Source organism: Planctomycetota bacterium, from assembly GCA_018242585.1.
Classification (GTDB): domain Bacteria; phylum Planctomycetota; class Planctomycetia; order Pirellulales; family PNKZ01; genus JAFEBQ01.
In genome coordinates this window covers 190,330-212,523 of sequence record JAFEBQ010000012.1, presented here as the reverse complement: position 1 = coordinate 212,523, position 22,194 = coordinate 190,330, and the positions used below count along the sequence as shown (strand labels likewise).

Genomic DNA, 22,194 nt, shown 5'->3' with positions numbered 1-22,194 from the left:
CGGCTTAACCGCCAATCTCGTACATCGAGCGCTCGGGTCGACGGAACTCGTCGCTGTTGATGCCATGTCCGGCCCGTTTTTGGGCTACGCAATCGCGCAGCAGCCGGGCTAGTTGCGCGTCGCTGCCGCCGGCGCGGATCACGTGCCGTGCATCCCATTCTTCCAGCGAGAACAGGCAGTTGCGCAACTGCCCCTCGGCGGTCAGCCGCAGGCGATTACACGCCGAGCAGAACGGCTGGGTCACCGGGTTAATGAACCCGAGCGTGCCGCAGCCGTCAACAAAGCGGTAATCGGTCGCCGGCTGATGCGGTGCCGTCACCGGCAAGGGTTCGAGTCGGCCGATCTCGCGTTCGATGATGGCGCGGATTTCCTGGCCCGATAGCACTTGGGCATTGTCCCAGCCGTGATCGGCGTCGAGCGGCATGTACTCGATGAACCGCATTTCCAGCCCCTGCTCGCGCGCGAACGTGACCAGCGGCACAATCTGCGACTCGGTCACGCCGCGCAGGGCGACGGCGTTGAGGCGAATGCGCCCAAAGCCAGCGCGCTTGGCGGCGGCAATGCCGGCCAGCACTTGTTCCAAGCCTTCGCGTCGAGCGATTCGTTGGAAGGTTTCGGCATCAAGGGCGTCGAGCGAAATGTTCAGGCGGTGCAAGCCCGCGCGACGCAGCGGCGCTGCCTGTTCGGCCAACAGCATCCCATTGGTCGTCAGCGCGATGTCACGAATCCCTGAGATGCGACTAAGCCGCGCGACTAGCTTGGGCAACTCGCGACGGACCAGTGGCTCGCCACCGGTGAGCCGCAGCTTGTTCACGCCGAGTCGCGCCGCCACGCGGACCAGCCGTTCGATCTCCTCGAACGTCAGCAACTCGTGCTTGGGCTTGAACTGCACGGCCTCGGCCGGCATGCAATAGACGCAGCGGATATTGCACCGGTCGGTCACGCTGACCCGGAGGTCGGTGTGGACCCGGCCGAACGTGTCGACCAGCGAGCCCTCCCAGATCGATTCATCGACCGGGGCGAGCGGGTCGTGTGCTGCCGCTTTGCTTGCGGCCGGCAAGCTCACCACGGGCAGCAGCGGCAGCGCGCTCGTTGGTCCGGGGACGCCTAGCGGGCCTACGCGCTGTGTCTGCTCGAAAGTTTCGGGAGGCGTACTCATGGCGTACTGTTCTGCGGCGCGCTGGCGTCCAGCCCGGGGTGGACCCACTCGGTTGTGCCGTCGGCCCAATGTTCCTGTTTCCAGATCGGCACGATTTGCTTGAGCGTGTCAATCAACCATTGGCCGGCGGCGAACGACTCGCCTCGATGCGGCGAGCTGACGGCCACGGCCACGCTCGCCTCGCCGAGTTCCAAGTGGCCGACACGATGGACGATTGCGCAACCGACCAGGGGCCAGCGCCGCCGAGCTTCGGCTTCGAGTTCGGCCAGCTTGCGCTGAGCCATCTCGGGGTAGCATTCATAGTTCAGCGACGCGGTTCGCCGCTCGCCGGTCATCTCGCGCACCGTCCCCAGGAACAGCACCACCGCCCCGGCGGCCGGCGAGGCGACGTCGGCCAGGATTTGTTGGGTGTCGATCGGCTGGGTAGTGATGGCGATCATGGGGCGTGCCGAACTGAGCGAGAAGCGTTTATGGAGGGCGCGGCGCACTTGGATAACGCACCATTGATTATAGCGACACGTTGCCTGCCGAGCGTCCCACCGGGGGCGGAATCCCATGCCTAGCCGCCACTTACGGGCGGAATGGCGGCGATGTCGCTGGCCGAGGTGATCGGAGTTCGGTCGTCGGCGTAGTCGGCGTTGACCGAGAACATCAACTTGCCGACCAGCGGGCCGAGGGCGGGAAAGTACTGAGCCAGCGAACGACGCAAGGCTCCGACCGTGGCCGGCTCGGACACTTCGAGATCGACAGCCTGAGCGCCGACTTTTTCGCGCGCCACGGCGAACAACTGCACACGAACGATCATTTTCGGTCCCAGATCACGGCCAGTGGGCAACGGAACGAATCAATGTCGGCGAGTGCGAAGGCGTTGACCATAATGCTATCCCAGCCACCGAGAACTGCAATGACCTGCCCAGGTGGGCGAGGGGGACGCGGAGCGGCATCGAAGAGATATCGCCGTTTAACATCATCCCAATCCAGGAGATCGCCCATGATGCGATCAATTCTCGTGGATCGGGCCCTCGGCTTGAAATGACGTTGTGCCAGTCGGCAACTCAAATGCTCCATCAGCCGCGAAAGACGAAGAACACCGCCCCACACATGCACAGCGCCGCCCACAAGTAATTGAGCTTGATCGGCTCTTGCAAATAGAGGACCGAGAACGGCACGAACACGGACAGGGTGATCACCTCTTGGATGATTTTGAGTTGGCCGACGCTCAGCTCGCTGTGGCCGATGCGGTTGGCCGGCACCTGGGCCAGGTACTCAAACAGCGCCACGCCCCAACTCAACAAGGCCGCGATGTACCAGGGGCGATCGGCTAGATTCTTCAAGTGGGCATACCAGGCGAACGTCATGAACACGTTCGACAAGATCAACAAGCCGACGGTTTGAACCATCACAGGCATACGCAAGTTCCTTGAGCGGGATAGTACGGAAGTCGACGAGGCAAAATCATTCTATTGGTTATGCGAAAGCTGACGAGTCGCCGACCGGCGTTCTACCGCTGCCGTTAAGGGCGATTCACTAGTGGTCCCGAGGTTCGGGTCGTGGAGTGTGCGAAGTTCGGACGGACAGGTGAAATGCCCTAGGCAATCGGTTACGATTGCGGGCCGGGGAGATCGCGTCCAGCTTTCGACGCGGCGTGATCGGTAAGCGGCAATACCTATTCGGTCCTTCTTCGACCAACACAAGGGCACAGCAACTATGCGAATGGCAAATCGTGGCGTTTCTCTGATGGTGGCGTTGGTGTTCCTGGGGCTGGTGGGCTGCGCCGAGCCTCCCAAGGTGCCCGAGTGGCAACAGGCCCTGGAAGAAGGCGTGGCGGCCATGGAAGCCAAGAACTACGACAAGGCAATTGCCTCGTTGACCTGGGTGATCGAGTTGAAGCCCGATCACGTCGTCGCCTTTAACACCCGTGGCAACGCGTACGCGCGCAAGGGTGACAAGGCCAAGGCCGAGGCTGACTTTGCCACCGCCATCAAGATGAAGCCCGACTACGACGCGCCGTACGGCGACCGGGGCGAGTTGTACGTGGCGATGGGTGACGCCGACAAGGCGATCGCTGACCTGGACAAGGCGCTGAAGCTGAATCCTGATGACTCCGAGGCATTCCTTTCGCGCGGCAAGGCGCACGCCCTGAAGGGAGACGCCGACAAGGCGATCGCCGACTTCACCGCGGCCATCACCCAGAACGACGAAATGGAAGAGGCCTACACCGCGCGGGCTGCCCAGTACACCAAGAAGGGCGACGCCGACAAAGCCGCCGCCGACACCAAACGGGCCAAAGAACTGGCCGACGCCAAGGGGAAGTAAACCAGGGCGCAAACTCGGGCCCAGAATTGGCGGAATAGAATTGACTAGAGGACGGGCGTCCCCGCGGCGCCCGTCCTTTGTTTTTTGCTGCCACATTGATGTTCGTGGCCGCAACAACCGTTGCCTTGTAGAAGCGGCACCTCGGTGTACGATGTTCTACGGTGGCTCGTCATGGCGGCAGGTTTTGATCAGCGCGACGGGCGACGTTAGGCCGCTTCCTCTGCCTGGCAGCCGGCACGCGAAATCCCGAGATTCACGACGCCATGCGCTGTCTGGTTTGTATGTCGAAATCGCCCACGCGGCTCGATCGGCCGAAGGGGATCGAGTGGATGTTCGTGTGGCTGGTCTGGCCGGCGCATTGCAATCGCTGTCTCAAGGGCTTCTACGCGCCGACGCTGTTCCTGCTGCCCACGGTGCTGAAGTCCAGCTTGCAGGCGATGGAAAGAGAACTGAAGAAGCCCAAGCGGAAAGGTTGACGTCCGCTGGCGGTGCGCACTTCGCGACCCATTGCGCGATCCTTCAGTTGCTGGCGGTCTTTACGGCCAGAATCATATCAAGCTCGCGCGAAAGAACTTCCTTCACGTCGGCCGGTGCGCCCTGGTGGACGATGCGCACCTTGCCCGCGCGGTCGATGATGACCAACTGGGGCAGCCCGCTGGCGCGATACCGCTTGCTCAATGCGCCATCGGTGTCCATGGCCACGGGTATGTCGATCTGCTTCTCGCGCATGAACGCCATCACTGTCGGCGCGTCTTCCTTGACGTTGACCGCCACGACCGAGACCCCTTTCGAGCGATACGCGGCGGCCACCTCGGCCACGCCCGGCAGCGACTTGACGCAATACGGGCACCAGGTGGCCCAGAAATCGAGAATCACCACCTGCTTGCCCAGCAGTTGCGATGAGCTGACCGCGCCGCCGCTCAACAGCGCGGCCTGAAACGCCGGCGCTGGCTTGTCCTTGAGCAGTTGCGGCGAGTCTTCCTTTTCGCCCGGTGCGAACGAGGCCACTTCCTTGGCCGTCGGCGGTGGGACAATCGCAAAATCCTTGTCCTTGGCGGCCGGCGTGCCAGTTACGGTTTTGAAGGTGAGCTGCGTTTCGACCTTGGCCTCGGCCGGCAGCGCGTCGGGATGCTTGTCGCGCCAACGGCTGATGTCGACTTCGGCCCGGCGCAGCGCCGGCTTCTTGCCCGCGTCGATCCACACGTCCCAAACAAAATCGGCTTGCGTCAGCTTAAGGTGGTGCGCCTTGCCAGCGCCGGCTTTCTCTTCGCCGACGTAGGTGACGGTTTCGATCGCGCTGACCAGTTGCTCGTAGGGCTGGCACAGGAGCAATGCTCCCGAAACGACGACACAGGCTGGCCCGGTCGACTGCACTTCATTGGACTTGGCGATGTCGGCGATCGAATCGGGAGCGACGCTGCGCACATAACGGCTAGTCGAAGGCATGAACGTGTACAGTTGCTCGCCGTCGGCAATGATCGTGGGACCGTCCCCCAAGCGCGGCGTCAGGGCCAGCTTATTCGGCGCGGCGCCGACGACGGCGTAAACCAGATTCCCGCGACTGGCCGCGCCCGAGGCCGGCTGCACCTTGAACGCGGCCGTGATTTCGGTGCGGAAGGTCTTGAGCGTGGAGTTGGCGTCAGTCAGGGCTTTGAGGACGGGCTCGGCCTGCTTGTCGACCTCGCCAGCCGTGGCGACGTTGGCCGCGGCGCCAAAGCCGATCGTCAAGGCCAGCAGCGCCGCCAACAATCGACCCGCTAAGACCGCACGCAACGAATGCCGACGCATGATTCTTCCCCCAGAGGTTCCTGCCGAGCGCGTTAGTCGTCCCAGGCAACCAATCGAGTAGTGTAGGAGTAACCAAGCGAAGAAAGCAAATTTTGCCGGGGCGAAGATGACCTTCGCGAGTAGAATTAACGATAAACGCGGGAACGAGCAAGAGGCCGCGCTGGCAATCTAACGGGCGGGCCCATTCATGACGGCGACTTCGACAAGCGGCAGCGAACGTGGCTATGGGATCAGTCCCGCGCTGGTGGCGACTTGCCTGGCGATTGTCGGCGCGCTGTTGCTGATGCCGCTCGGGCTCGCCGTCGCGGCCGTGATGTCTGAGAACAACTCGACGCTTGGGGCGGCCATCGTCGTGGCCCTGGTCATCTCGCCGGCCGTCGCGTTCATTCTTTGGGCCGCGCTCGGATCGCGAATGTGGATCAGGCCCGACGGAATCAAGCTCCGCGGCACGCTCGGCTTTTCGTCCCAGCTGGTTCCCTGGTCGAGCATCGAGCGGATTCTGTGGCAGCCGGGCAAGGAAGGAATCGTCCTGCGCGAGCCAATGACCGACCCAGCCTCGCGGCATATGCGCAACTGGGCTGGCGTGCGGATCAACGGCATGCAGTTCTACGATGCCGAGCAGCAAGCCTTAATCGCTCAGCAACGCTACCTGATCTTAAAGGGCTTCGCCTATTGGTTCCGTCGCGGCGACGCGCTCGCGCAACTGCGGCAATTCGCGCCCGAGTTAGCCGCCGACGTCGATGCGCAAATGCCCGCCTACCTGACCACGCGGACGAAGAATCGGCGCACGCTGGTCGGGCTGTTTGTCGTGGTCGCGGTGTTGTGCGCGCTGGCCGGCGTGGCTGGAGTGATGAAGTGGGAACTTCCTCCCGACGTGGCCGCGGTTGCCAACCGGACGATGCTGGTCGGCATGCGTGTTGCCATGGCCGTGATCGGCCTGGGGATGCTCGTCTATGTGGCCGTCAATTGCCAGGCGGCCTGGCGATTCCTGCGGAGCGGCCAATATGGCTACGCGATCTTCTGGCTGGCGATGGCAATCACCCAGGCGCTATTCGCGATCCTGATAGCCAGCTCGTTCGTAATCGATTGACGAGTGGAAGCGGCCCAAGTGGTAATGAGCGATGAACGCAAGTTGCAACCGGGCCACGTTTTGGCCGCGATTGCTGCGGAAGAAAGAGCAAAAGGCTCCGGTGAGAGTCGAACTCACGATGGCGGATTTGCAATCCGCTGCCTTAGCCACTTGGCTACGGAGCCATGCTCAAGGACGCGAATCGCCCTTTCCAGGACTTTTCGCGGTTGAATACGTGTTGATCGTTGCTGGCAAAGCAAACCTGCCAGAGACCGAATACTGCCAGCGATCGAAGACCGCTAGCGACTGGCATTTCGGTGTCAGCCCGGTCGGCAGGCTTCCCTGGTATCGAGCAATCGACCAGGCAAGCTTGAACGATTTTGCCGATTACGCGAATCCTACCGGACGCGACCGACTTGTTCAATCGTATGTATCGGCACGATGGTAGCGGAACTGAGGGTTTTTTCGCGTCTGGCCTTGCGCAGCCTTAAACATTCCACGCGAAAAATGTCCGTTGTCAGTGGTCCGTTGCCACCGAGCGTGAACTCTTCCATCCCAACAACGGACCACGGACAACTGACAACGGACCAACTCTCACGCTAGCAACTCACGAATTACCTCGGCTTCGACCACGCCGGTCAGCTTGTGATTCAGCCCGCCGTAGAAGTACGTCAGCTTGTGATGGTCGAGTCCCAACAGGTGCAAGATCGTTGCGTGCAGGTCGCGGATATGGTGCCGATTGACCGTCGCTTCGTGCCCCAGCTCGTCGGTCTCGCCGTAGCTGAAGCCGCGCTTCACGCCGCCGCCAGCCAACCAGTAGGTGAACCCCTTGGGGTTGTGATCGCGACCGTCGCCGGTACCTTGCACGACCGGCTGGCGACCGAACTCGCCACCCCAGATCACCAACGTCTCGTCCAGCAGGCCGCGCCGGTCCAAGTCAGCCAGCAAACCCGAGATCGGCTTGTCGATTTCGGGGCAATGGATTTTCAGGTTCTCTTCCACGCCGAAGTGGGCGTCCCAGTTTTGCTGCTGATGCCCGCCGCCGTGATAGATCTGGACGAACCGCACGCCACGCTCGACCAGCCGCCGCGCGATCAGGCATTGCCGCCCAAACGGCGCCGGCCCAACCGTCAACGAGTGGTCCCCCGGCTCGTCGTACAGGCCGTACATCGTCTTGGTCTCTTCGCTTTCCTCGGCCAGGTCCAACGCCTCGGGCGCGGTCGTCTGCAACTGAAACGCCAGCTCATAGCTGGCGATTCGCGCTTGCAGCTCGCTATAGCCCGGCCGGCCGAGGAGGTGCTGCTGGTTCATCGCGTTCAGTGTGTCGATCTGGTCGCGCTGCATGGCGGCCGTGTCGCCGGCGGTCGAGCCCAGGTTTAGGATCGGCTGGCCGCTGGCGCGGAATACGGTCCCCTGGTAAGCCGCCGGCATGAACCCCGCCGACCAGTTCATCGCCCCGCTGATCGGCCCGCCGCGCGGGTCCAACATCACCACGTAGCCCGGCAGGTTCTGATTCACCGTCCCCAGGCCATAGCCCAGCCAAGAGCCCATCGACGGGTAGCCTTGCAAGATGCGTCCCGAGTTCATCTGCAACATGGCCGAGCCGTGAATGAACGAGTCGGAGTATAGCGATTTGATCACCGCCAGCTTGTCCATGTGTTGCGACAGGTTCGGCAGCGCGTCCGAGCACCACTGCCCCGACTCGCCATGTTGGGCGAACTTGCGCTTGCTGGCCAACAGCTTCGACGGCTTGACGCTGCGGCGGCGAATTTCCATCGGCACTTCCTGGCCGTCGCGCTTTTGCAGTTCGGGCTTGTAGTCGAACAAGTCCATCTGCGACGGGCCGCCATACATGAACAAGAAGATGCACGACTTGGCCTTGGCCGGGAAATGGGCGATCCGCGGCGCGAGCGGTCCCGCCGACAGATTCGGCGCACCGCCGGCCGCGGCCAACTCGGCGGCCTGGGCCCGCGAGCCAAGCGCGCCGAAGAAGCCGTCCTGTTGCAACATGGCGCTCAGCGCCACGCCGCCGAAGCCAGCGCCGATCTGCCAGAGAAACTCCCGCCGACTGCCGGTGCAGGCTGAAGTGGGGGAGTGGGGGAGTGGGGGAGTGGGGGGGTGAGTCATTTGACGTTCCAATCCTCGGCGTGTTGGATCATTGTCACCAGCATCGCCATGATTCTGTCGTAATTCTGATAGAGCGGCCTGGCTTGATCGCGGTCGAGGTAATTCGATTCGACGGCGAATTGGAGCCAGGTTTGCGTTTCAGCGGCTTCCGCCTCGCATTCGCAGAGTTTGCTGGTAAATGCTGCCGGATAGCGCCGTTTCCGCCACGCTTCGGCCAGGTTTGCGCAAACCGAGCGAGACGATCGCCGCACCTGATCTGTCAGCGAATACGTTTCCTCACGTGGGAAGTTCTTGGTTAACTCGAATAACTGCATCGCTGCATCGAAAGCCAATCGATAGACGTCGAGCTCGGTGTGCTTCTTGACTATCCCCGGCTTCCCAATTCCATTTCGCACTTCGTCGCTCATCGTAGTGCCTCAGTACAGCAAGTCCTTTGCTCCCCCACCCCCCAACACCCCCACGCCCCCACCTCTTCCATCAATCCACGTAGACAAACTCATTCAAGTTAAACATCAACAAACACAACGACGCCAGGGCGCGCTCGCGCGGCGTGGGGCCAGCGACGACGGCCACAGGCTCGGTCTTCGTTGGCTTGAACTCAGCGAGTGTCGTTTTGCCACCCGCCGTCACCGTCAGGTTCTTCGTCACGAACTTCGCGTTCATCGTTCGCAAGCCGACATTCCCCGGCGGCAAGGGCTGCTCGTCGGTGTAATCGATTTGCGGCTTCTCGGCCCTGTCGATCGTGATCTTGATTCGGTCGCCGGCCAGGTCCACGCGCACGTGGTGCCAGCGATCGACGCCCAGGTCCAATGGCACGCGCACCAACTGTTTCCAGTTGTTGCGATGCTTGCCCAGCCGGAGCGCGCCGGGCTGAAAGTTGATATTATAGGCATTCAGCGCGTCGACCCCGTCGGTCGGCTGCGACACACGCAGCACCAGCCCCGCGTCGCCACCCGGCGCAAGCAATTTGAAGTCGGCCTCGATCACACCGTCGGCCAGCGGGCCGCCGTCCCAGACAGCCTTGGCCCCTGGCGACGGTTCGGCCGTGTAGCTGTCGTCGTGCAATTGCCAGCGACCGCCGTACAGTCGCCAACCCGCCGGTGGCGTCGTGCTCGGCGCGCCGGCCTCGGCCGCAGGTGTCATTCGCGCCACGTCCAACACGCGCCCGTCGGCGTGAACCTTTAGATTATCCAAGTGCATCGCGGCGCCCCACGACCGCGCGCCCAAGCGACCACTGTCGCGCAACGGCTGCGGATCGGTCACCTCGACTAGCGGTTCGCGCTCGTGCGCGACAAAAACACGAATCTGCGCGCCGCGTACCTCGATCTTCACCGGCATCGGCTTGCCCACCGGCAGCACCGCGTCGACATTGGCCAGCAGCGTCACATCCGCCCCGTGACGCCGCAGGGCGATCGACTGCTCGCGGGCGTTCAGCTCGACTTCATAGCCGCGGAAAACTTCTCCTTCGGCGGCCGCGCGGAAGATCAACGAGCCGAACTCGACGGCATTTTGCAGCGTGACATTTGCCGTGATCGTTCCATCGGCGAACGCCGGCCCCAACCAAAGGGCAAACGGCCCGCGCTGGCGTTCGACGGTCATGATCCCTTCATAGCCGCCGGTCCAGCGGCCGCGATAAAAGTTCCACCCCTGTCGTGGACCGATCAGAATGTCGGCCGGCTGCAACTTGTCCAAGTAGCTGCGGTGCAGCGACAACGGCACGTCGGGAGCGAATGTCAGCCGCGATTCCAGGAGCGCGTAAGCGCCAGTCTGGCGGTCCAGGTATTCGAGCGCCGCTTGCCGCTCGCGCTCGGTCGGTGCTCGATTGAGCGTCAATTGAAACAGGCGCTGAATCTGGACATCGGGGTCATTGCTGGCGGTGTCCGGCTTCGACTCGACAATGCGCCGCGCCAGGGCCGTCGCCTGGTCCTGGACGAAACGGTCGTTCAGCAGCATCAGCGCCTGGGGCGCGACGGTCGTGGTCGGGCGCTCGCCCAGCGGGGCCGCGGTGTTGGCGTAGTCGAACCCTTCGAAGATCGGCGGCACCATCGAGCGCTTGATAAAGGCGTAGATGCTCCGCCGCGATTGCTCGCGCGGCGTCGACGTGGCCCAGCCGTCGCCGGGGCGCGAACCACCGGCCAGCACTTCGCCCCCGAGGTGCGGAAAGAACCCGCGACCTCCCGGCACGTCTTTCAATTGGCCACTGACGGCCAAGATCGAATCGCGAATCGTCTCGGCTTCCAGTCGTCGCAGGTTCTGTCGCCAGAACAGATCGTTCGCCGGATCGGCGGCCAGCGCGTCGGCGCGATCAGCTCGCGACGACATCTGGTACGCTTCGCTGAGCATGATCGAGCGATGCAGCCGTTTGATCGACCAGCCCGACTGCTGGAACTCGCTGGCCAGCCAATCGAGCAGCTCGGGATGAGTGGGCAGTTGCCCGCCGTGGCCGAAATCGGTCGTCGTTTTGACGATACCGCGGCCAAAGTGATAGTGCCACACGCGGTTCGCCATCACGCGAGCGGTCAGCGGATGACTCGGATCGGTGATCCAGCGGGCCAGCGCCAATCGGCGACCGCTCGATGCGCCGGACTTCGGCTTGCTAATCTCGGGCGTCGCGCTTCCCAGCACCGTGGGAAAGCCCGGCTGCACTTCCTCGCCGGGCGAGCCGGAATTGCCGCGGATGAGAACATGGGTCGGTTGATCGCCGCGCTCGCGCACGCAAAGGGCCCACTCGACTTTAGCGCCGGCGTCGTTGCGCAGCCGGTCGATCTCTTTGCGCAGCGCTTTCTTGGTCTTCTCATTGGCCGTTTTGATTTGCTCTTCCAGCGGCTTGATCCGCTCGTTGACGGCGGCAAAGTGTTGCGCCGCGCGCTCGCGATCTCCCAGAGGCAAGAACCCCGAGGCCCCTTCGGTCGCGCGGTTGCCGTCAAAGGGGCGCACGTTACGAAAGAACGCCAGCAGCCGGTAGTAATCGGTTTGCGGAATTGGATCGAGCCGATGATCGTGGCAGCGGGCACAGCCGACGGTCATGCCCAGCATGGCCGCTCCGGTCGTCACGATCACATCGTCCAGCGCGTCGAACTCGGCCATCCGCGCGTCGTCGGGTTCATCGTCCCACACGCCCAGCCGGTAGTAGCCGGTGGCGATCAAGCTATCGTCGGTGACTTCGTCCAGTTCGTCACCGGCCAACTGTTCGAGCAAGAACTGATGGTAAGGCTTGTCGGCGTTCAACGAGCGAATCACGTAATCGCGATAGCGCCAGGCGAAGGGTTTTTCGCTGTCGCGTTCATAGCCGTTCGATTGGGCGTAGCGAACCACGTCAAGCCAGTGGCGCGCCCAACGCTCGCCGTATTGCGGCCGGGCAAGCAAATCGTCGATCACGCGGGCAAACGCCCCGGGAGATTCATCGGCCACGAACTTGGCCACTTCCTCGGGCGTCGGCGGCAAACCGATCAGATCGAAATACGCGCGGCGAATCAGTTGGACCTTGCTGGCCCGCGGGTTCGGCGCGAGGCCTTTGGCTTGCAGTCGCGCGTCGATCAGCATGTCGATCGGGTTGGTGTCCCAGCCCGCGCGGGCGCTCTTCGGCAACTTGGGCTGGCGGACGGGTTGATAGGCCCAATACTTTCGATCTTCGTCGGTGATGTCTTTCGATTTGGGTTGCGGGCGGGCGGCGGCCGCTTCCTTTTCCGCTCCGGGCCAGGGAGCGCCCAACTTGATCCAGGTGCGGAAGTCGGCGATCACCCCCTCGGGGAGCTTCTTGCTCGGCGGCATCTGGACGAAGTCTTCGCCGTACTCGATTGCTTGAATCAGCGGGCTGTGCGCTACATCGCCCGGCACGATGGCCGCGCCGGAGTCGCCGCCCGTAAGCATCGCGCCAAGCGTGTCGAGACGCAGGCCACCTTTTTGCTTCTCGGCGCCGTGACACTTCAGACAATGCTCATGCAGCGCCGGGCGAATCTTACTTTCAAAAAACCGCTCGGCTTGAGCCAGCGCCTCGGGGGAGGTGTTCTCTTGAGCCTGTACGACCGGCGGATTGGCTGGCGGCGCGGCGGGCTCTTCGGCCGCCTGGACTACGAACCCCACTCCGTTGAACAACACCGCACCGAGCAGCAACGCACAAAAGCCGAACGCCGTCGTTGCGCGAACCGCGAAGCCTCGTCGATCTGCTTGGTGGCGCTTGCTCATCAGCTCTCTCGGCGCGAGGGGAACGAATGACTCGGTGGGGGCGGGTGCAATCGGCTGTCAGGCGGGAAGGTCACTGTCGCTTTCGGTCTCGCGGCCCTCGACGACATGCTTCCATGTTACGGCAGCCGATCCGTACACGGCACGAATTCGGTCAGTGGATCGGTGGCGATCGCCCGGCCTATCGCTTATCAGGCAGGAGCGAAAAACCGCCAAATCCGCAGCAAAACCTCGGGAAACTCGGGCAATAAATAATTTCTAAAGGTTTGAATCTAATATTCGGTCTGATACAATGCAACAGCTTTTTCGCCCGCCCGCCTTCGCCCGCCCCGATTGTCGACAACTCCCGCCATCTGCTCACGCCTACCGTTTCGATCCACTAGCGACCAAGGTTTATCAAAAAGGCAGGTCTACCTTGATGCCCCGCGCTCCCTCGTCGAAAGCTGTCCCGTCTCTGTTGCGCGAACTGAACCAGCGGCAGGTGCTGGCGACGTTGCAAGAGCACGGCCCCCTCTCTCGCGCCGACATCTCCCGCCGCACCGGTATTAGCGGGCCCACGGTCACGCGCGTGGTCGGCACGTTGCTGGCTGCGCGATTGCTCGAAGAGCAGTACCCCAAGCAGGCCTCGGTCGGTCGGCCGGGGAAACTCGTCCGGCTGGCGTCCAAGAATGTCTGTGTGATTGGCTGTGTGATCGACGCCCAGTCGTGCGAGCTAGTTGCCGCGGGGCTCGATGGTACGATTGACGAACGCGACATCCGGCGATTTGAGACCCCCGCCGATTATCACGAACTGCTGCACCAGTGCGTGCAGCAAGCCCGCGCGTTGATGACTGCCCGCGGCACGACCGTGCTGGGCGTCGGTCTGAGCGTGCCGGGCTTGATCGACCGCCGGCAGGGGACATCGATCGTCTCGCCGAACTTGCACCAGCTCGATGGCCATAACCTGGCGGTCGACCTGCGCGAGCGATTGCAGGTCGATACCCTGGTGCTTCAAGAATGTCATGCCTTGTGCCTGGCCGAGCAGATGTTCGGTGAAGCGGGGCGGGCCAGCGACTTTGCCCTGCTGGATATTTCGGCGGGGCTCGGCATGGGGGTGATTCACGCCGGCCGCCTGCTGCGCGGGGCAGGGGGGCTGGCAGGCGAGATCGGGCACATCACCGTCAAGCTCGACGGCTGGCAGTGTGGCTGTGGCAATCAGGGCTGTTTGGAAACCGAAGCCACCGACACGGCGCTGCTGAACGCAGTGAACCAGGCAACCGGTCGCGAGTGGACGATCGACGAGTTGAGCGCCGCCGTGCAGGCGGGCCAGGTCGACGTCCGCGCGCAACTCAACCGCGTACTCGACTATCTGGCGGTTGGCGCGGCCGCGGTGATCAACATTTTCAATCCGAGCCACTTGTTCGTTTTTGGCCGGATGTTCGACCTGGACGACGCATCGTTCGCCGATTTCGCGGCCCGAACCGAGCGCCGAGCCTTGAACCCCAGCTTTGCCGAATGTCGCATCATCCGTGCCCGCGGGAACAAACGTCTGGGCGCTATCGCCGCGGCCATTCAAGGGGCCACCAAGGGCTGGAGCCAGGATTCGGTATAGTCGCCGCGGTTTTACGTCGCCAATGCACCAGTGTTCGACACGGATGGCCCAGCCGCTTGCCGGCTGGGTCGCGCAGCGACAAGAAACACCTGCGATGTCGCTAATTCTTCTTGTTGCTGCGCAACACGGCCGGCTAGCGGCCGTGCCACCCTTCGATTCGGATTGCCCTCGTGGCGAGGTGCCCAATTCCATTCGTTAGGAACAAGATACCTGACCTGCGGCGAGCGTTCGGGTATCTTCAAGGCGGGGGCAACTCGGTTCCTTGAGCGCTCGGGGCTATGGCCGCGCTTCGCTATTTGATTGCGATCGTCTTGCTGGCCGCGCTGGCGACCGTGGCGACGTGCTATGCCGCGCGAACGGTCAACCTGCAGTGGCGCGACAACTGCGAAGGACCGCTGCTGGCCGTCGCCGCGCGGATGCGCCACGAGTCGCCGACCCACGCCTGGTTCGAAGGCCCCGAGTACACGATCGCCTCCTACGGTCCGCTGTATTATCGGGCGGTCGCCTGGGCAGGCTCGTTCGCCGAGCGGCCTTCGTTGACGCCGGGGCGTGTGATCAGTCTGGTCGCTATGTTGTTAACCGCGGCGCTATTGGGCGCTTGGGTCTATCGGCGAACGCGATTGCCTGAGTTGGGGCTAGTCACCGTGCTGTTCGTGCTGGTCGGCGTGCCGGTGGCCGAGTGGATTCCCTTCGCGCGCGTCGATGCCACGGCCCTGCTGTTCACGGCGGCCGCCACGATCGTCGCCGCAAAAAAAGCCGACACTCGGGCGATGGTCGCGTCGGCCGTGCTGGTTGTGATTGCGTCGCTGGCGCGACAAACCGCCGCCTGCTCGGCCTTGCCGGTGGCGGTCTATTGGTGGTGTCAGGGGGAATCGCGCTGGGCCAGCAAGTATCTGGCGCTGGTCGGGCTGCTGGGCGCGCTGGCCTGGGGAGGGCTTCATTTTGGTTCGCACGGCTATTGGCTCGACGCGGCCATCAACTCGCAACTGGCCGCCATGCGCGTGAGCGAGGGACTGAAACTCGGCACCCGGCTGGTGATCTCGCCATTGGGCGTGGCGGCCGTGGCGGTGCTGATACATGCCCGGCTCAATGGCGTCCGGCTCAGCCAGTCGCTACCGGCGGTAGCCCTGGTGACGAGTTTTCTTTACCAGGTCGTGATGGGGTGCAAGCTCGGCTCGTCGGTTAACTATCTGCTCGAACCATCCTGCTGGGTGGCCGTGGTCGTGGTCGAGCACGGCTTTGCGCCGCTGGCGTCGATCAACCGGTTTCGCACGTTGATCGGCATTGGCGTCTTGGCAGCCGCGGCGGCCGTTCACCCGGCGCGTGAAATGATGGCCCTGCCGAACGACCGGCGCGAGGCGCCGATCGAATACGAACACGTCCGTACGGCCATTCAACAACTGGGCGTGAGCGATGGCGAGTTGCTTGTCGAAGATCGACTGGTCGATCTGGCCCTGGCCGCCAGTGTCGAGCCGCGGGTGAACGATCCGTTCGCGTATTACCTGCGAGCGGCCAACGGCACGCTCGACGCCGAACCGCTGGCCGAGGACATTCACCGCGGCAAGATCAAGCTGCTGATTCTGTCGCGACCCGCGCCGGCCAACTGGGTCTGGCCCGAGCCAGTGTCGTCGGCCATGAAGTCCAGATTCATGCTCTGGAAAACGACGACGAATCTGCTGATGTATTGCGCTGAGGAATGACCATCAGGGACGAGCGCAGAGTTTCTCGCCTTTGTCAGTTGTCCGTGGCCAGTTGTCAGTTGCGAAAGGCGTTCCATTGGAGTGCAACTGACCACGGACAACTGACAAGCCAGTGGAGATGAGGGGGCTCGAACCCCTAACCCCCGCCTTGCAAAGGCGGTGCTCTCCCAATTGAGCTACATCCCCAAGGTGGGTCGTGAATCGATCCTTCGCTCGCCTGGGAACGAGCACCGCACAGGAGCGGCGGTTGAACGATCGCGGTGTTTGAACGATTACTGCCGGTCGCGTCGCTCCGCCTCCGCGGATCGACGCCAGAAAATGCGCGCGCCAAGACTCGAACTTGGGACCTCAGCCTTATCAGGGCTGCGCTCTAACCAACTGAGCTACGCGCGCTCGGAACTGCCAACTTGCTAGCGGACCACCACCTGGGCGACGCTTGCCGGCGACCTACGTTGCCGGCTCATGCCCCCGAGTACGGTGGTCCAAAGCTACCTTCTGCCTTCGCTCCGTCCAGCGAAAAGGAGCCGGTCGGGGCGAGCCCATCATTTTAGAATCAAGACCCAAGCTGTCAAATGCCCCTGGTTTACGGTGAAAACCGGGAATGTTTTGCCACGGTGGCACGGAGACGCGGAGGGTTGCACGGAGGGAGGCGGGCAGGCGGAGGAAGTCGTTCGGCGTCAGCCCAGTTTGCAGGTGGCGAAGGAAAGCGAGCAGGGATTGCAAATACCTATAGCCTTGCCAGCGGCGGTAAACGTCGCCTGACCGGAAAAACCGGCACAAACGGCTTATGTTGCCAAGCCCGGCCTTCCGAAGATTAGCTCCACCTACACGCCAGACGCGCTCGGCCTGCGAACGCCAGCACCGCTACCGCCGGCGTTCGCCCAAGCCAGCAGTGGCGTGCGCAAATGGTACACGCACAAAACCCTTGAACCAACCCGTCGCCGGCCACGTATCGTCGGGCGCTCGCGCGCTCGAAACGGAAACGTCCGGCCCGACTCGATCTGTCCTTCCTAGCGAGGTAACACGACCGATGAGTCCCAATCGTCAACGCTGGTTGCGCGCCGCCCTGGTCGCGGCCGCCGCTTCGAACGCCGACTCGGTCTGGGCCGCCAATCCGACGGCCACCGATGCCTTGCAGCTTCAGCCGACGCAGCGCGATGTGGAATACGATCGCCCCGCGGCCGATGTCGCGGCCAAATGCACGATCAAAGCCGAGCAGATCAACGGCCACACGGGGTGGGTGGTGCGCGACGCCGAAGCGCGGATACTCCGCCGCTTTGTCGATACGAACAACGACAACGTCGTCGATCAGTGGTGCTATTACCTGAACGGCATCGAGGTCTACCGCGATATCGATCTGAATTTCAACGGCAAGGCCGACCAACTGCGCTGGCTCAATTCGGCCGGCACCCGCTGGGGGATCGACGCGAACGAAGACGGCAAGATCGATAGCTGGAAGCTGATTTCGGCCGAAGAAGTCTCGGCCGAGTTGGTCCGCGCCATCGGCGATCGGGACTCGGCCCGCTTCAATCGCGTGCTGATCACCGAAGACGAAATCGCCTCGCTCGGGCTTGGTACGGAACAATCCGAAACGCTGAAGAAGCAGGTCCAAGCGGCCGGCGACAAGTTCCGCACCTTTGTCAGTTCCAAGAAAGAATCGGCCACGCGTTTCGCCTCGGCGGGCAACAAGCTGCGCTGGACGCACTTTGGCGGCACGCTGCCGGGGCTGGTTCCTGCTGGCACTGCTGGCGCGACCAAGGACGTCGTCGCTTACGAGAACGTGGCGGCCATGGTCCAACTGGACGACAAGCACGAACAAATCATGGTCGGCACCTTGGTCCGCGTGGGAGATAGCTGGCGTTTGATCGATGCGCCGCCGGCCCCCAGCGACTCGAACGAACTGGCCGCCGGCTCGGGCTTTTTCTTTTCGAGCGAGGCGACGCCACGCCCCGAGATGCCGGCTGGACCTGGCGGCACCGACGGTAGCCAGCCAGCCGAAGTCACCGATCTGATGGCCAAGGTCGAAAAGCTCGATCAGGAACTTGGCGCCGCCGTGGCCGCCAAAAAGCCGGCGCTGCACGCCCAGCGAGCCAAGCTCCTCGACGACCTGATTCGTCAGACCACGGGTGAAACTCGGGCGTTGTGGGTCCGCCAACTGGCCGACACCTGCAGCGCCGCGGCCCAGATGGGCGAGTTCCCCGAAGGAGTCGCCATTCTGGAAGCGACGGCCAAGAAGCTCGAGGCCAACCCGGCCGACGCCGAACTGGCCGCCTTTGTCGAATACCGCTTTTTGCAGGCCGATTACGGCGTCCGCGTCAGCGATCCGAAGATGGACTTCGTCAAAACGCAGCAGCGCTGGCTCGATGGCCTGCAAGCCTTTATCAGCAAGTATCCCAAGGTCGCCGACACGGCCGATGCGTTGTTGCAATTGGCTGTGGCCAAGGAGTTCGCGGGCCAGGAAGACGACGCCAAGAAGGTCTATGGCCAGCTCGTGGCCGGCTTTCCCGAAAGCCAGCCCGCCAAAAAGGCGACCGGCGCCATCGCGCGGCTTGACTCGGTCGGCAAGGTGATCCAACTGGCTGGCAAAAACTTGACGGGCCAAGCGGTCAACCTGGGCCAGTTCCGCGACAAGGTCATCGTCCTGCACTATTGGGCCAGCAACAGCCCGACGTGCCTGGGGGACTTGGAAACGCTCAAGCAATTGCAAGCCAAGTATGGCAAGAATGTCGCGATCGTCGGCATCAGCCTGGACGACAATCGCAAGGCGCTCGAGGACTTTCTGAAGAAGAACAAGCTGGCGTGGGTGCAGATCTACGACGATGGGGGCTTGGACGCCCCGTTGGCCAATGCCTTGGGCATTTTGACGCTGCCCAGCATCATGGTCATCGACAAGCAAGGTCGGGTCGCCAATCGGGCCGCGACGGCCGGTGAACTCGACAAGGAAGTTGGGGCATTGCTGCGGTAAATCCGCAGGTTACCGATTTGCCCAGGGGGAGCACACGATCCGCGAGGCGGTAACGCCTCGCGGATCGTTGTCATTTACGCTCGGCGCGTTTTGCAAAGTTCACGCAACGGCCCGCGTCATTTCTTGTAACTCTTACAAGGCGCGGCTCGCGGAACAAAAAACTTTTCGCAAATCGCTCAAGTTGGCGCGCTCGCGAAATCGCGGTTCATTCAGCGACCGAGGCGCGCTGGGCATTGCTCGCCGCGCCATGCCAGCAGTGACATTGGCACAGTCATTGCATTATTGTGGCGGCGAACGACGACATGGATGTCGTCCCCGCCTCAAATGGCGTTTCGGTGGCCGTTCTGGTCGCTGGCGCGCCGCCTGCCTCTCGGAGCGAATGATTCGCATGCCGACCTTCTCCGCGCAGACGTACTTGTACGGCTTTGTCCTGATCCAAGTCGCCGGCCTATTCGCCGGTTGGTGGGCCCGCGTCAGCGAAGGCTCATCGGTCCAGGGCTTCGCCCAGCGGCTGTTTTTCCTCTGCCTGAGCCTGGTCGCGACGTTGACGGTGCTGTCACTGTCGTTCGGGCCGGGGGCCTGCATTTCGTGTGGCGCCACCCTGAGCGTCATGGTCCTCACCGCCACGTGGGACTTTTCGCAGCAGAAGCAATTCGTGAGCTGAGATCACGGCGGAGATACCGCCCGGTGTTTCGTTGATCGCCGGGCGTTGATGCGCGTTTCATCTCGGCGCGCCAGCACGCGGCGTGGAAACTTGCGTTTAGTTTAACGCCGCTAGCACGTTGCCTCTTGACCCGCTCATCGGGTTGCTAGCGTCTCTGTTTGCCGTTTCATGCGGCGCGGCGTTTCGTAGCCAACTTCAATCCCCGTCGTCTCTTGCGCACCGACACGCACCGAGCATGCACGGTAAAACCCGCTGACTCGGTAAATCCGAAAAAAATATTCCCAAACGTCCAAGCCGCGACCGAAAACCATTATTAGCCCGTACAGGCGGTAAGTTCGGCATAACACGACGCGCGGCGAGCACTCGATCGCGCGGCGAATTGAATGCCGGGCCAGGCCGCACGGGTCTGCAATGGCAGGGCGAGTGATTACGGTCGATCGTCGGCCACCGCGCCAGACGCGCAGCCTCGATAGTCCGCGCCGAGTTACGGCGCATGGATCACCGCATAGGGCGAGACAGGCAACAACACGGCCAGCGCCGGGAACACCCGTCGCCGCTCGCGCGATTTGAATCCAATCGCCGGCGGCAGCCCGGAGAGTCCGGGCCGCGTTGCTCGACAATTTTGGCGACTAACCGTTCGTTCAAGGAGGGGGTTATGCGACGCTTGTTCCTCGGCATGGCGCTCAGCGCTCTGGCCGGCCTCGCCCCAAGTGGTGCGATGGCAGCCGATCCGGAAACAGCTCAGCGTATTGCACAAGCGCTGCGCTCCAGTGGCCGGCTCTCGGATTACAGCATTGGAGTGCAATACGAAGACGGCACGGCCTGGATCAGCGGCCGCGTGGCCAGCCAGGAACAAATGCAGCAGGCCGTCTCGCTGGCCAGCGAACTGCCCTACGTCAAGCAAGTGGTGCCGGCCTTGGAAATTCGGCCGACCAAGAATGTGGCTGAAGCTGGCCAACCCAGCCAGCCGCGCTCGCTGAAGCAATCGACGATGAGTTTCCTGGGCCTGAACAACAAGCAGCCCCAGCCGATCAGCGAACCAGCCACTGGCCAGATCGTTGCTCACCAGGAATCGCGTGCTCGCACCGCTGGCCAGCCAACCATGGCTGCCGCCGAAAGCAACTACAGTGAGCCTCGCGACCCGTTGGCCGGCTCGGGTAACGCCCAGTTTGCTCCGACCAACTCGCGCCGCTTTGCCACCGCGCCGGTCACTCGTGGACCGGCCGGCCAAGGCCGTGCGAACGGCCAGGTGCAACAGACCGCTAGCAACATTCAAGCCGTGAGCACGCCGGCGACCAACGCGATTCGTCGCGTGCCGCAAGGGGCTCAGCAAGTTCCCGTCCAGCAGACCGGCATTCGCCACCACGGTTACGTGGGCGGCGGTCCAGTTCCCTGTGCCACCTGCAATGGTGGTGCTGGCGGCGGGATGGGTGGCGGCGCCTACGGTGGCGCGGGCTCGATGGGTGGCGCCGGCGCCATGTCCGACCAGGCCCACATGCCGAACTACGCCTGGCCGTCGTATGCCGCGTACCCGAACTACGCCGCGGTGACTTATCCGAACCAGTACTCGGCCGCCGCGTGGCCGTACATCGGACCGTTCTACCCGTATCCGCAAGTGCCGCTCGGCTGGCGCAAGGTCACGCTGGAATGGGACGACGGGTGGTGGTTCCTGGACTTCAAAGACAAGCACTGCCATCACTAAACGATGTCAGCGCGTGTGAAACGAACGGAAGCCTCGGCCGAATCACCAGATCGGCCGAGGCTTTTTTGTTCGACCCGAGGCCGCTAGCAGTCAACGCCGGAGGTTTTGCCGGATTTTTCGGAATAATCCGCAAGATCGTCACCACCAGCGCCGATAGTTACGCCTGACCGGAACGAGCGTTCTCCGACCGAAGGGGTTAGCGAACAACCGTCCCCACACCGCTCACGAGTCAAGGGCTTGCCCATGTCGAAACGATTCACCTTCGCCTTGCTGCTCTTGGCGGCGGCTACGTTGACCACCTCGAGTGGTTGCACCTGGCCGTTCAACACCCTGGGGGCGTCGCCGGTCGTCCATTTCCCCTTTCCGATCCCGGTTAGCCCGTACTGGCAGAAGGTTCCGGAAGACAAATTTTGGAACAAGGAACGCTACGAGCGCGTGCCCATCCTGGGGCCGATCACCGCTGGCGGTCCTGCCGTGGCGCTCGATCCGCCGTCGCCGGACGAAGTGATGCGGGCTTTGGAAAAGGCCCAGCCGCTGCAAGGCGGCACGCCGCTGTTGTTTGAAATCCAGCGTAACAACGTGCGCATGACCATCGAGCCGATCGCCGACTATATCGATCCGCCACGGGTGTACCCGCTGATCGGGCCGGCCCAGCAGCACCACGCACACTACAAGTGCACCATCTACTACACGCAAGTCACCCGCGTGGGCTGGCCCTTGCCCAACACCCACGTCGACGAAGATTCTCGCGAAGTCATCTACATCGACCACAACCACCTGCACATGGTGGGGAACGTCGACGAAGGCCCGGGAGCCGGCATGTAAGCCAGCAATTCGTTGCTAGCGGGCCGCGCTTCGGCCTTTTGCCGAAAGCTTTCGACCGATACCATGCTCCGCGAAATGTGGAGCATGGTTTCGTCGTTTAATCACC

Annotated in this window: 17 protein-coding genes and 3 tRNA genes; 9 read left to right on the top strand and 11 right to left on the bottom strand. The window is 62.9% G+C overall.

The features are described 5' to 3' along the window. Positions 1-4: 4 nt before the first annotated feature. From moaA to JSS27_07040, 4 genes are all read right to left on the bottom strand, one after another. The gene (gene moaA / locus JSS27_07055) at positions 5-1,159 is read right to left on the bottom strand and encodes a GTP 3',8-cyclase MoaA (protein ID MBS0208696.1); all 1,155 of its coding nucleotides are present in this window, start codon (positions 1,157-1,159) and stop codon (positions 5-7) included. After that, positions 1,156-1,599, bottom strand: coding sequence for a molybdenum cofactor biosynthesis protein MoaE (locus JSS27_07050; protein ID MBS0208695.1), 444 nt, complete (start codon positions 1,597-1,599; stop codon positions 1,156-1,158). The genes moaA and JSS27_07050 overlap by 4 nt, the downstream gene beginning before the upstream one ends. A 119-nt stretch (positions 1,600-1,718) precedes the next feature. After that, a complete protein-coding gene (locus JSS27_07045) occupies positions 1,719-1,964 on the bottom strand; it encodes a MoaD/ThiS family protein (protein MBS0208694.1) in 246 nt (81 codons plus the stop codon). A 262-nt stretch (positions 1,965-2,226) separates the two neighbouring features. Continuing rightward, positions 2,227-2,568 (bottom strand): DMT family protein, encoded by a 342-nt coding sequence (locus tag JSS27_07040; protein ID MBS0208693.1) that lies wholly within the window; start codon positions 2,566-2,568, stop codon positions 2,227-2,229. Positions 2,569-2,872: 304 nt separating this feature from the next. On the opposite strand from JSS27_07040, the gene JSS27_07035 reads away from it, so the two are divergent. Beyond that, entirely contained in the window at positions 2,873-3,475 is a 603-nt protein-coding gene (locus tag JSS27_07035) for a tetratricopeptide repeat protein (protein MBS0208692.1), read from the top strand. Between the two features lie 263 nt (positions 3,476-3,738). Further along, positions 3,739-3,951 (top strand): hypothetical protein, encoded by a 213-nt coding sequence (locus JSS27_07030; GenBank protein ID MBS0208691.1) that lies wholly within the window; start codon positions 3,739-3,741, stop codon positions 3,949-3,951. 43 nt (positions 3,952-3,994) lie between these two features. Here JSS27_07030 and JSS27_07025 read toward each other — a convergent pair whose 3' ends face one another. Continuing rightward, complete coding sequence (locus JSS27_07025) at positions 3,995-5,263, bottom strand: redoxin family protein (protein MBS0208690.1); 1,269 nt, start codon at positions 5,261-5,263, stop codon at positions 3,995-3,997. Between the two features lie 187 nt (positions 5,264-5,450). Here JSS27_07025 and JSS27_07020 point away from each other — a divergent pair, with 187 nt between their 5' ends. Next, positions 5,451-6,353 carry a hypothetical protein gene (locus JSS27_07020; protein ID MBS0208689.1) on the top strand — a complete coding sequence of 301 codons (903 nt, stop codon included), beginning with the start codon at positions 5,451-5,453 and terminating at the stop codon, positions 6,351-6,353. A 92-nt stretch (positions 6,354-6,445) separates the two neighbouring features. Here the strand turns inward: JSS27_07020 and JSS27_07015 are convergent. The 4 genes from JSS27_07015 to JSS27_07000 all read right to left on the bottom strand — a co-directional run bounded on the left by JSS27_07015 (position 6,446) and on the right by JSS27_07000 (position 12,644). Beyond that, positions 6,446-6,517: transfer RNA gene (locus JSS27_07015), tRNA-Cys, on the bottom strand. A gap of 409 nt (positions 6,518-6,926) precedes the next feature. Next, positions 6,927-8,459, bottom strand: a complete 1,533-nt coding sequence (locus JSS27_07010; protein MBS0208688.1) for a DUF1501 domain-containing protein — start codon at positions 8,457-8,459, stop codon at positions 6,927-6,929. After that, positions 8,456-8,866 carry a four helix bundle protein gene (locus tag JSS27_07005; protein ID MBS0208687.1) on the bottom strand — a complete coding sequence of 137 codons (411 nt, stop codon included), beginning with the start codon at positions 8,864-8,866 and terminating at the stop codon, positions 8,456-8,458. The genes JSS27_07010 and JSS27_07005 overlap by 4 nt, the downstream gene beginning before the upstream one ends. A 70-nt stretch (positions 8,867-8,936) precedes the next feature. After that, entirely contained in the window at positions 8,937-12,644 is a 3,708-nt protein-coding gene (locus tag JSS27_07000) for a DUF1553 domain-containing protein (GenBank protein MBS0208686.1), read from the bottom strand. A 415-nt stretch (positions 12,645-13,059) separates the two neighbouring features. Here JSS27_07000 and JSS27_06995 point away from each other — a divergent pair, with 415 nt between their 5' ends. Further along, positions 13,060-14,232, top strand: coding sequence for an ROK family transcriptional regulator (locus JSS27_06995; GenBank protein MBS0208685.1), 1,173 nt, complete (start codon positions 13,060-13,062; stop codon positions 14,230-14,232). 278 nt (positions 14,233-14,510) lie between these two features. After that, positions 14,511-15,932, top strand: a complete 1,422-nt coding sequence (locus tag JSS27_06990) for a glycosyltransferase family 39 protein (GenBank protein MBS0208684.1) — start codon at positions 14,511-14,513, stop codon at positions 15,930-15,932. Between the two features lie 113 nt (positions 15,933-16,045). On the opposite strand, the gene JSS27_06985 is transcribed toward JSS27_06990, so the two are convergent. After that, positions 16,046-16,118 (bottom strand) — tRNA-Ala (locus JSS27_06985). 133 nt (positions 16,119-16,251) lie between these two features. Continuing rightward, a tRNA-Ile gene (locus JSS27_06980) sits at positions 16,252-16,325 on the bottom strand. A gap of 637 nt (positions 16,326-16,962) precedes the next feature. Here JSS27_06980 and JSS27_06975 point away from each other — a divergent pair. From JSS27_06975 to JSS27_06960, 4 genes are all read left to right on the top strand, one after another. Next, positions 16,963-18,897, top strand: a complete 1,935-nt coding sequence (locus JSS27_06975; protein ID MBS0208683.1) for a redoxin family protein — start codon at positions 16,963-16,965, stop codon at positions 18,895-18,897. Between the two features lie 388 nt (positions 18,898-19,285). After that, a complete protein-coding gene (locus JSS27_06970; GenBank protein MBS0208682.1) occupies positions 19,286-19,561 on the top strand; it encodes a hypothetical protein in 276 nt (91 codons plus the stop codon). 655 nt (positions 19,562-20,216) lie between these two features. After that, positions 20,217-21,263, top strand: coding sequence for a BON domain-containing protein (locus JSS27_06965; GenBank protein MBS0208681.1), 1,047 nt, complete (start codon positions 20,217-20,219; stop codon positions 21,261-21,263). 330 nt (positions 21,264-21,593) lie between these two features. Continuing rightward, positions 21,594-22,088 carry a hypothetical protein gene (locus tag JSS27_06960; protein MBS0208680.1) on the top strand — a complete coding sequence of 165 codons (495 nt, stop codon included), beginning with the start codon at positions 21,594-21,596 and terminating at the stop codon, positions 22,086-22,088. Positions 22,089-22,194: the final 106 nt, after the last annotated feature.